This is a genomic window from Neptunomonas sp. (assembly GCF_041601355.1).
Lineage (GTDB): Bacteria > Pseudomonadota > Gammaproteobacteria > Pseudomonadales > Balneatricaceae > Neptunomonas.
On sequence record NZ_JBFIIH010000043.1, the window covers coordinates 17,358 to 28,542 of the forward strand.

The 11,185-nt window shown below is 46.1% G+C and carries 9 protein-coding genes; 2 read left to right on the forward strand and 7 right to left on the reverse strand.

All coding sequences use genetic code 11. The features are described 5' to 3' along the window. Window position 1 precedes the first annotated feature (1 nt). Both ABY436_RS08915 and ABY436_RS08920 read left to right on the forward strand, forming a co-directional pair. A complete protein-coding gene (locus ABY436_RS08915; RefSeq protein WP_372738626.1) occupies window positions 2–3,064 on the forward strand; it encodes an efflux RND transporter permease subunit in 3,063 nt (1,020 codons plus the stop codon). 11 nt (window positions 3,065–3,075) lie between these two features. After that, window positions 3,076–4,389 (forward strand): TolC family outer membrane protein, encoded by a 1,314-nt coding sequence (locus ABY436_RS08920; protein WP_372738627.1) that lies wholly within the window; start codon window positions 3,076–3,078, stop codon window positions 4,387–4,389. A 186-nt stretch (window positions 4,390–4,575) separates the two neighbouring features. On the opposite strand, the gene ABY436_RS08925 is transcribed toward ABY436_RS08920, so the two are convergent. From ABY436_RS08925 to ABY436_RS08955, 7 genes are all read right to left on the reverse strand, one after another. Next, window positions 4,576–5,376 (reverse strand): hypothetical protein, encoded by an 801-nt coding sequence (locus ABY436_RS08925; RefSeq protein WP_372738628.1) that lies wholly within the window; start codon window positions 5,374–5,376, stop codon window positions 4,576–4,578. A gap of 125 nt (window positions 5,377–5,501) precedes the next feature. Next, window positions 5,502–6,146 (reverse strand): hypothetical protein, encoded by a 645-nt coding sequence (locus ABY436_RS08930; RefSeq protein ID WP_372738629.1) that lies wholly within the window; start codon window positions 6,144–6,146, stop codon window positions 5,502–5,504. After that, on the reverse strand, window positions 6,146–6,712 hold the full coding sequence (gene dcd, locus ABY436_RS08935; protein ID WP_090725701.1) for a dCTP deaminase: 567 nt from the start codon (window positions 6,710–6,712) through the stop codon (window positions 6,146–6,148). The genes ABY436_RS08930 and dcd overlap by 1 nt, the downstream gene beginning before the upstream one ends. A 116-nt stretch (window positions 6,713–6,828) precedes the next feature. Then, a complete protein-coding gene (gene apbC, locus ABY436_RS08940) occupies window positions 6,829–7,668 on the reverse strand; it encodes an iron-sulfur cluster carrier protein ApbC (RefSeq protein ID WP_372738630.1) in 840 nt (279 codons plus the stop codon). 91 nt (window positions 7,669–7,759) lie between these two features. After that, complete coding sequence (locus tag ABY436_RS08945) at window positions 7,760–9,034, reverse strand: MFS transporter (protein WP_372738631.1); 1,275 nt, start codon at window positions 9,032–9,034, stop codon at window positions 7,760–7,762. 245 nt (window positions 9,035–9,279) lie between these two features. Further along, window positions 9,280–10,368 (reverse strand): tRNA (uridine(54)-C5)-methyltransferase TrmA, encoded by a 1,089-nt coding sequence (trmA, locus tag ABY436_RS08950; RefSeq protein ID WP_372738632.1) that lies wholly within the window; start codon window positions 10,366–10,368, stop codon window positions 9,280–9,282. Window positions 10,369–10,509: 141 nt separating this feature from the next. Next, window positions 10,510–11,185 (reverse strand): HDOD domain-containing protein (locus ABY436_RS08955; protein WP_372738633.1); only part of this gene is annotated, 676 nt, incomplete at its 5' end.

Genomic DNA, 11,185 nt, shown 5'->3' on the forward strand with positions numbered 1-11,185 from the left:
CATGGTTTTATCTGATATAAGCATAAGGCGCCCCGTACTGGCCATTGTGATGAGCCTGCTTCTCTTACTATTAGGCGTTATTTCTTACGACCGCCTAACCGTCCGTGAATATCCAAAAATTGATGTCCCAGTGATTACGGTAGAAACCAATTATGCCGGTGCCAGTGCTTCGATTATTGAAACACAGGTAACGCAAATAATAGAGGACTCTCTGTCAGGTATTGAAGGCATTGATTTCATGACCTCTATAAGCCGGTCGGAAAAGAGCCAAATCACCATCAACTTCAAATTGGATAGAGATCCGGATGCGGCGGCAAGCGATGTTCGCGACCGCGTTGGACGAGTGCGTGGCACCCTGCCCGATGATATTGATGAGCCGATTGTGGCAAAATCAGAAGCGGATGCTCAACCCATTATCTGGCTGGCATTCTCCTCTGACCGTCACTCGCCCATGGAAGTATCTGATTTCGCAGATCGTCGCGTCAAAGACCCTTTGCAAACGGTCCAGGGGGTTGCTAACGTTATGATTGCAGGTGAACGACGTTACTCAATGCGTATATGGCTCGATCCAGATCGTTTAACGTCATACAGCCTCACACCGAACGATATTGAAACAGCACTACGCGCACAGAATCTGGAAGTACCTGCAGGTCGCATAGAAAGCGCTGAACGCGAATTCAGTGTACTCACCAACAGCGATCTGAATAGCGTTTCCCAATTTGAATCCGTTATCATTCGTAATGATGACAGCTACCCCATTCGCATTAAAGATGTTGCACGTGTCGAGATCGCGCCTGAGTCTGAGCGCATTATAGGTCGCTTTAATGGTAAGAATGCTGTCGCGATGGGCGTCGTCAAACAATCAACGGCTAACCCACTGGATGTATCCAACGGTGTGAAAGCCGAAATGGGACGGATCAAGCAGATCCTGCCAGAAGGTATGGAAGTTAATATTGCCTATGATTCCTCGATATTTATCCAGGCGTCCATCGACTCCGTCTTCAAAACGTTAGCCGAAGCCGGCATTCTGGTTATTGTTGTTATCTTCTTTTTCTTACGAAACCTGCGGGCTACGTTAATCCCGATTGTGACTATACCTCTGTCACTGATTGGTGCCTTTTCCGTCATGTATGCGCTGGACTACTCGGTGAACACACTGACACTTCTGGCCATGGTGCTCGCGATCGGACTGGTGGTCGATGATGCCATCATCATGCTGGAAAACATCTACCGACATGTAGAAGAAGGCATGTCTCCCATTAAAGCTGCCTTTATCGGTAGCCGTGAAGTCGGTTTTGCCATTGTTGCAACAACACTCACGCTGGTTGCCGTCTACGTTCCTGTCGCCATGACACCGGGCCGGACAGGAAAGCTCTTTACTGAGTTTTCAATGACACTGGCAGGCGCCGTATTGATTTCAGGTTTTATCGCCTTAAGCTTATCGCCCATGATGAGTTCTCGCATGCTAAAGCATGACAAGAAGCATTCTTTTCTGTTTAACCTGATAGAAAGTTTTTTAAACGCCATCACCAACAGTTATCAGCGCTTACTGGGACTGTTACTGCGCTACAGCTTCGTTGCTGTGGTCATCATGATTGGCAGCACTTTTGGCGCATGGTACTTCTATGATCAGCTTCCCAAAGAACTAGCCCCCATTGAAGATCGCGGTACGATCATGACATTCTCAATCAACCCTGATGGCTCATCTGTTGATTATGTTAATCGCTACTCTAAAGGTGTGGAGGGCATTATTTCCAACGTGCCCGAACAGAACCGTTACTTCACCGTAGTAGGCTTCCCTTCTGAAACAAACTCATTGACATTCATGGGGCTTAAATCATGGGATGAACGTAACCGCAAACAACAAGCAATAGCAGCGGAACTAACACCTCAACTCTATGGTGGAGTTACAGGCAACATGTCATTTGCCATGAATATGCCTTCTCTCGGCCAAAGTATTATCTCCCGCCCGGTTGAATTTATTATCAAATCTAACGGAACTTACGATGATTTGAAGATAATTACCGACAAGTTACTGGCCAGAGTTTACCAGAACCCAATGTTTGTTCAGCCTGACACCGATCTCAAGCTGAATAAACCTGAGCTACAGATCGATATAGACCGAAATAAAGCCTCTGAAATCGGCGTGCCGGTTGAACGCATTGGCCGAACGCTGGAAAGCTATATAGCAGGTCGCGATGTTACTCGCTTCAAGAAAGATGGCGATCAATACAATGTCGTCGTTCAGGTGGATAAATCGCAACGCAACAACCCCGCCGATCTGTCCGGGTTATACGTTCGGAGCGACAGCGGCGATATGATTCAAATGTCAAATTTGACTACTCTGCGTGAGACGGTAGCCCCTCGTGAACTGAACCACTTCGACAAAGTTAAAGCGGTGAAACTACAAGCAATGCTAGCGCCTGGCTTTAGTATTGGTGAGGCACTTACATTCCTTGAGACCACACTGCAAGAAGTTGCACCTGAGGCCAGCGCTGACTATGGTGGGCAGTCACGCGAGTTCAAAGACTCAAGCAGCGGATTGCAAACAACATTCATTCTGGCACTGGTCTTTATATTCATGATTCTTGCAGCCCAGTTCGAAAGCTTTAAAAATCCGTTCATCATCTTGCTATCAGTGCCGCCCGCTATTTGTGGTGCACTTTTTGCCTTGTATTACTCGGGGGGATCTATCAGTATTTATAGTCAGATAGGCCTGATTACCCTGATTGGCTTGATTGCGAAACATGGTATCCTAATCGTAGAATTTGCGAACCAGTTACAGGAACAAGGCTACCAAGTGCGCGATGCCGTTATAAAATCTGCAACTTTGCGCTTACGTCCTATACTAATGACAACCGGCGCCATGGTACTGGGAACACTGCCGTTAGCATGGGCCACAGGTGCAGGTGCAGAATCGCGCCAACAGATAGGCTGGATTATTGTGGGGGGTATGCTCTTCGGTACGTTAATGACGCTATTTGTCATCCCTACTGTTTACAACTTCCTGGGTAAACGCCGCCCAAATACCATTGAACAAGAATATGCCGAATCTCGACAGTAAGGACTAGCTTAATGAAATTGATATCATACGCCATTCGTGCGGCCATGTTAGCCGGATTATGTAGCTCAGCAACACTTGTCAGTGCTGGATCACTTCAAGAGATCTATTACAAAGCACTCGACAACGATGCACAGCTGAAAATTGCTGAAGCAACATACCGCGTCAACAAAGAGGCCCTGCCTCAGGCGCGCGGCGGGTTGCTGCCGAACATCGTTGCAACAGCTAACACTAGCTACACTAGCTACTCCGATGATTCTGATTACGACTCTTATAATAACCACGGCTACACCGTCAGTCTGGTTCAACCGGTATTTTCAGCGGCCCGTTGGTTCACGTACCAACAGGGGCAGACACTGGATGAACAGGCTCAGATACGCTTTGACCTGGCACAACAGAATCTTATTCTTCAAACGGTAGACACCTATCTGAATGTGCTACGTGCTAAAAGCAATCTGGAAACCGCTGAATCCCAGGAGCGCGCCATCAAACGTCGTCTGGATCAGGTGAATGCTCAATTTGAAGTGGGCCTGATTGCCATTACTGATGTGCATGAGGCGCAAGCTTCTTATGATAATGCCAGAGTCAGTCTGATCGAAGCGGAAGGGGCTCTCGACAACAGCTATGAAGCACTGGAGCGCCTGACAGGTGAAACCATCACCCAAACAGACCTTCTCAGCCCTGAGTACCCTATTCAGGAAGTATCTCCTGCTGAGCCTGATAGCTGGTTAACTAAAGCACTAACAGGCAACATTGGACTGCAGCTGGTGAAAACTGATATTGAAGTGGCACGAAAAAGCGCTCAAATCGCAAAATCAGGGCACATGCCCACGCTAGATTTAAGTGCAACCTATGATAGAGATAAAGGTTCGGTCAGCACTGATGATTGGAATGAAAGCAATGTTGTCGGCTTAACCTTTAGCCTGCCACTTTATCAAGGCGGCGCGACCAGCTCCAGAACTCGTCAGGCATACGCTCAGATGGATGTCTCGATGCAAACCTATGAAGACACCGAGCGCGCTGTAAAGCAAGCGACACGCAGTTTATTACGTAATGTTAAAACTAACGTACTCAGCGTTTTCGCCCGCCAGCAAAGCATTATCTCCAGCCAGGCAGCTCTGGATGCCACCAGTGAAGGCTTTGCTGTAGGTACACGAAACGTTGTCGATGTTCTGGCAGCGGAACAAGCTCTGTATGCCGCAAAACGTGACTACGCTAATGCCCGGTTTGACTATGTACTTAACCTATTCACCTTTAAACAACAAATAGGCACACTCAGCCCTGAAGACCTGACAAGCTTAGACAACTGGCTGATCATTCAAGGTTAAGCTTCGCAAAAGAAGATTCAATAAAAAGCCCGAGAAATCGGGCTTTTTTATAACTTGGGTTTTTATAACCGGGCTCTTTATAACCGGACACTTTATAACCGGCTTTAGATGTATGCTCAATGTGAACAAAACAACATGCAACAGAAGATCAGTAACTGCACCGTTTCTGATCAGCCCGCCTTACCCTTAGTGGATAATCGGATTATCATCGTCACCCTCAGGCAGAATGATATGCCCTGCCCCATCCTGCGCTAATGCACCTTTTTCTTCTGCCAGTTCTAATAACTGATCCAATAAAATATGTGTCAAATGCCCACTAATAATAATGCCCGCCGGCGGATCGCCTTCAAACAACTCTTCATCGACCATTTCATCCGGCCTCAGTCCAAGTAGCAGTGGATTCTCGGCAATTAAGGGCGCGATATCTTCAGGTGAAAAAATCGCGTAGTTGCCGGATACCTGAAGTGCTAACTGATAAGCATCATGCACTTCGCTATCTAACAGCTCAAGAAACTCACTCTCGGCAGCCTGAAAAATCTTTGTTAACAGACTAACACCCTTTTTGCTGAGATTTTTTGTAGCCGTATCAGACTGACTATAATCAGCCGTCACTGCATAATTACGCTGCGGATTCAATTCAGTTTCTTCAACCAGAATATGCCCGTCATTATCAACATCCAGCCATTTATTGCCAACCGCCAGCGCCAACAGGCTTTCTAATGCAGCCATGACGATATTACTACTGATTATTGCACCCACCGCTGGATTATCTCTTTCCTTCGGATCTGCAATTAAATCACTCGCTCTGGTTGCCAGCAAGGTTGGATCTTCACTGACAATTCGCGCTAAAAGATCTGTATCCAGGTAGAGCTTTTCATGACATAACTTTTCTGCTGTCAAAAATGGCTGAGCAAAATGATTAGCATCCATTCGTTGTAGATACTCTTTACGAACACGCTCTAGAATATCGCTCAGTGTTTGGCTCATGCAGACTTCTCAAAATAGTAAATGGTCTTAATGTTATTGAATCACAACAAGCGGACGAAGTTTAGTCACATCATCCGCTTGCAGACTACCAGTAGTGAATAACAACAGAATCGATGAAGGGAAAATCAGTGAATAGTGATACCGATAGGTGATACCGCGTGCTTAAGCTGATCAAAACCTTCGCGTAGTTCCGACAATGGCCTCAGATGAAAATCAACCGGATCTTCAGGAAGCTCCAGCCAATCCAGCGACCAAACACGGGTCATGAGCTCAAACTCACCGATCAACGCATCCAGAAAAATCATCACGGCCTCTACTCTCGGATCAATATCCAGCATAAATGAGACATCATGCATATAGATGGTAAGATGAAGCTTATTCTCGATGGAATGCAACGAATACCAATAATCGGAAAGTTCGCAGACTTCATCTGCTACATTGATATAGTTTGGAATGGGATCATAACGATGATTGAATGCTGTAAAGCGAATACCATTCAAAGCCGGTGCGGCGCCTACCAAGCTCAATACTGAATGAATCGACTCAGGGTAACCATCACAACCGAAAATCATTTCAACAGGCCCGTCATCTTCATCACGTTCAAAATGGAATGTGAGGTTTTCATCAATTTTATGTAAGGTGTTACGGTACTCAGACAGCAAGCTATCCGCATCAAACTGATTGTCCTGGCGACTACTTAGCAGCTGATCAATGGTCAACTCCAGCTGCTGCCAGAAATCTTCTATACTTTTCTTATGATGCTGCATCATCAGGTACGAGGCACCACTACGCCAGTCTGCCCCTGATATTTACCGTTACGATCACGATAAGATGTTTCACATACTTCATCAGCACCGAGAAACAACATCTGAGCAATGCCTTCATTAGCGTATATTTTTGCAGGCAAAGGGGTCGTGTTAGAAAACTCCAACGTTACATGTCCTTCCCACTCAGGCTCTAAGGGTGTGACATTGACGATAATGCCACAACGCGCATAGGTACTTTTACCTAAACAGATAGTCAGCACATCACGCGGGATTTTGAAGTACTCAACCGTACGCGCCAACGCAAATGAATTCGGCGGGATAATACAGACATCCGACTGTACATCGACAAAGCTGCCTTCATCAAAATCTTTAGGGTCAACAATGGTAGAGTTGATGTTCGTAAAGATTTTAAACTCATTTGCACAACGAACATCATAGCCATAGCTTGAGGTGCCATAAGAGACAATACCGCCATTTGCAGAAGTACGAACCTGTTGAGATTCGAAAGGAGAGATCATCTCATGTTCCTGCGCCATACGGCGAATCCAGCTATCTGATTTAATGCCCATCACACCTTCCGCAAAATAAAAAAATTAAAGCGAACAATTATAGTATTTTTCAGACAAAAAAGCCGCATTTATCTGATGAAAATACGGCTACAAGCGCTACTGATTCAAGTCAGCGCTTAATCTTCAACAATATTGATCTGCGGGGCTTTTGCAGCGCCGCCTGATTGGCGCTCAACGTTGCTCATCAGCTGTTTTGCAATATCAGCATAGATCAGTGAAACGGCTCCGTCCGGATCTGCGGCAACCGTAGGATTCCCGGAGTCTGCCTGCTGGCAGATTTCCAGCGTTAACGGCAAACAGCCGAGCAATTCAGTATCGTAATCACGCGCAATACGCTCTCCGCCGCCCGCACCGAAAATATGCTCTTCATGCCCACACTGACTACAGATATGCGTGCTCATATTCTCCACGATACCCAACACAGGTATATCGACTTTGCGGAACATTTCGATACCCCTTTTAGCATCCAGCAAAGCAATATCCTGAGGCGTCGTGACAATCACTGCACCATCCACCGCTACTTTCTGCGCCAACGTCAGCTGTATGTCTCCGGTCCCTGGCGGCATATCGATTAACAGGAAATCAAGATTTTCCCATTGCGTCTGTGTCATCAACTGCTGCAAGGCACCACTTGCCATCGGACCACGCCATACCATCGGTGTATTTTCATCAATCATAAGACTGATAGACATCACCTGCAGTCCATGCACAATCACAGGCTTCATACCATTATCACCGACAGGCTGAGGCCGGGTACCGGAAGGTATTCCCAGCATCATACCCTGGCTAGGGCCATAGATATCCGCATCCAGTACCCCGACCTTCATCCCCTGGGCCTGTAAAGCCAATGCCAGATTCGCTGTCGTCGTTGATTTACCGACGCCACCTTTACCGGACGCAATGGCGATGATGTATTTTACCCCTGATAAACCCGAAGCTTTTGCCGGTGCTTGCATTACTCTCTCCACTGTAAAACGGCTTGATCACTAATAACCAAGTAATATAGTCAGTTATTATGCATAGATTTCGATGGCTTGCCTACCCGTTTTATCCATCCACTTTATGATATTTGCGATACACAGGGTAAGTCTGAATAACACCAACCAACGCTAATACCCCGAGCCCATAGAGTAACCAGGTCTCATTCCATTGCAGCAACGAAAATATGACGGTTAAAATCAACCCTGAGAACATCGCTATATTCTGAATAAAGTTATTACCTGCCAGTACCTTACCCATCTTGTCTTGTGGGGCATAAAATTGAACCAAGGCATTTAACGGGATCGTCATTAACGCGCCACTCACGCCAATCAATAAAAAGTCAGCGGCCGCCCAAGCCAGAGAGCTTACATACGGTAATGCAATAACACCCAGCGCAACGCCGACGGCACCCACAGGAATCAGTCCTCTGTTAATACGGTGTGGCGACAACTTTCCGACCAGCACAGCACCCAGCATAATACCGATGCCCGCGAGCGCCATCGCGCCCTGAATGATAAACGTATTGTTCTGCTGCAATGTAACTTCGGCAAAAGAGGGAAAAACCGCCAGCATAATCTGACTGATAGTCCAGAATAGCGATAAACCCAGTATCGATTGGATGATCGGCTTAGAGTGAATGATCAAACGTAAATTTTGTTTAAGAAGTTGTGCATTACGATAAGCCAGCCAGTCAAATGAAACCTCCGTGCGCGCCGTATGCTGATCTGGTAAACGCTGTGTTAATGCCGCTTGCAGTATCGCAGCAGCTACCAACACCCACCCTAATGGAGCAATATACTGCAAGATAAGAGCGGGATCAGTACCGGCAACCAGCAAACCAGAAAGCAGTGTTTCGAAAAGCAACGAAAACACAACAATACCCGACAAAATAGCGACCATCGTCGCCGATTGTATCCAGGCATTACCTGCAGCCAAATCGTCAACGCCGACCAACTCCCGAATAAATCCATACTTAGCCGGCGAATAAAGCGAACTTTGCAACGCTAAAAATAACGTCATGGCGAACGCCACTTCAAACCAGCCCTGGTAATAACTCAAGGTGATCAATAACGTAATAACGATAGCAATCCGCGCCGACCAACGCATCACGGCAGGTTTTGAAAAACGGTCTGATAGATAACCCGCCGGCGAAAAAAGCAGAACGAAAGGCAATAAAATCAGGGCATTAACAATGGCGGTTAAAACAATCTGCTCAGAACCGTCAAATGACTTGAACAATGTATTCTGAACAATAATTTTATGACCCAGATCGATAAATGCGTTGATAAAGGCAATACCGACAAACGCCACAAATCCTTTTATTTTCAACAATGCCAGCATGTAAGCCTCCTCCTAATAAAAAATCAACAGAGACCTTTGCCCGATTGCTCCATTGCGTTCTGGCGGTGTTAAAAACCTACTTATTCGGTCATTTATACCTATCAACGCCCCTAGTGCGTGTACTTTTACCTTGCCAGAAAACAAAATTTCGACTCGTGTAAAGGTCTCAGTAAAAACTTCTAACCATTATCTGCCGAAGACGTGCTTAACCCCCAGTCAATTATTAGCTAACTATCAGCATGGCCTTATTTTCGGGTCAGATATACACCGCATTCCAAATGATGCGTATAAGGGAATTGATCAAATACGGCGAACCGCTCTACTTTATGCGTTGCAGTAATTATTTTCAGATTCTCCCGCAGAGTATCCGGGTTACAGCTGATATAGACAATATGTTCATATTCAGTGACCTGAGCAACGGTTTCATCATCTAATCCAGAACGCGGAGGGTCAACCAACACTGTCGAAAACTGGCAGCTGTCAAGATCCAACCCTTCCACCTTGCGTGTCTCTTTTTTACCCTGCAGCACCAGAGTCAAATCTTCTGAAGGCATACGCAGCACATCCAGATTAGTGATCCCATTAACTTCAATATTGTATTCTGCCGCCCGCACCGACGTTTTAGAAATCTCCGTGGCTACCACACGTTTGAAATTTTGCGCCAAGGGCATAGTAAAAGTGCCGCTGCCACAATAAAACTCAACCAGATCCCCACCCGCATCCTTTGTAACATCCAGTGCCCAGCGAATCATATCTTTGCACACTTCACCATTGGGCTGCGTAAAGCTATTTTCTACTTGTTTATACTCATAAACCCGCCCATTTATATCGAGCTTTTCAATCACGAAATCACGCTCTATGATGAGCTTTTTCTTTCTCGAACGACCCACCACATCAATAGAAAAACGCTCCCTGAGTGTCTCAACCTGCTGTGCCCAAGCGTCATCTATCGGACGGTGATATAACAAACTGACCAATAATTCACCTGACAGGGTACTGAGAAAATCAACCTGAAATAATTTAAACCGCAGGGCTGGATTTTCTTTAATCACGTCAATCAGCTCAAACATGACATCCCGAATACGTGGAGCAACCATTTCACACGTATCAACCCGTATCGGGTTGCGATTGTCCCCTGGCTCAAACATCACGTAATAAAGATCATCACCTTCGTGCCACACTCTGAATTCAGCGCGCAACCGGTAATTGGTCTTCGGCGAAGCGAAAACCTCTACATCAGGAATCATAAAGTCGACAAAACTATCACGCACACCTGCAACCTTTTCGGCCAACAATTGATCATAGCGTTCGGGCTGAATATCAGATAGCGCCATTAAAAACCTCGTCACTCTTTAAAAAGGGAGAATACCAACAGAGCGACGCATTTTATCAGTGACGCAAGACAGGTCAATCAAAAAGAAAAAAGAGGCTCACAGCCTCTTAACACTTACCAAAATGGGTACCGATAGAAATCGTCAGACAGGATCCTGCAGTTTTCCGGCATAGGCGCTTGCCATCACTTCCCACTGATTAAGGTGAGATTTAAGGCCCAGCCTATCAATGTATTTCATAGCTAACTGGCTGGAAACAGAACAGCCTATACCATTATTCACAGACGGCAACAGCGCATCCGCTATATGCACAGCCGTTAGTGGCTGAAAATCCCCGGAAGGACAACTGCCCGGAAAATGATGGAATAACACGGCTTCTATCACTTTAGGTGGCAGATTCCATAAACCTAACAGATAAGCACCTGCTTCAGCATGCGAAACACCTATATTCATTTTTTCGACAACATATAAAGGCTGCGAAAGGTCCGAGGCTTTATTCATTACTAAACGATATTCGTTCGGATCGTGCGAGGCCAACATTATCATGCCAAAATCATGCAATAGTCCCGCCAGAAAGGCTTGACCTTGCATATGCCGGTCTGCCTTAACCGAACGACAGATATCCTGGGCAAACCTTGCCACCAGCATCGAACGACTATGAATTTGTGAGAAAGAGAAACTGGTCCATTCAGCGCTCTGTGGAAACGCCTCAAAAATATGCGATGCCAGGGTTAAGTCACGAATCAGACGAACCCCCAAAATTGTAACCGCCTCATTCAATCGATAAATCTGCCGTTCCAATCCAAAAAATGCCGAATTA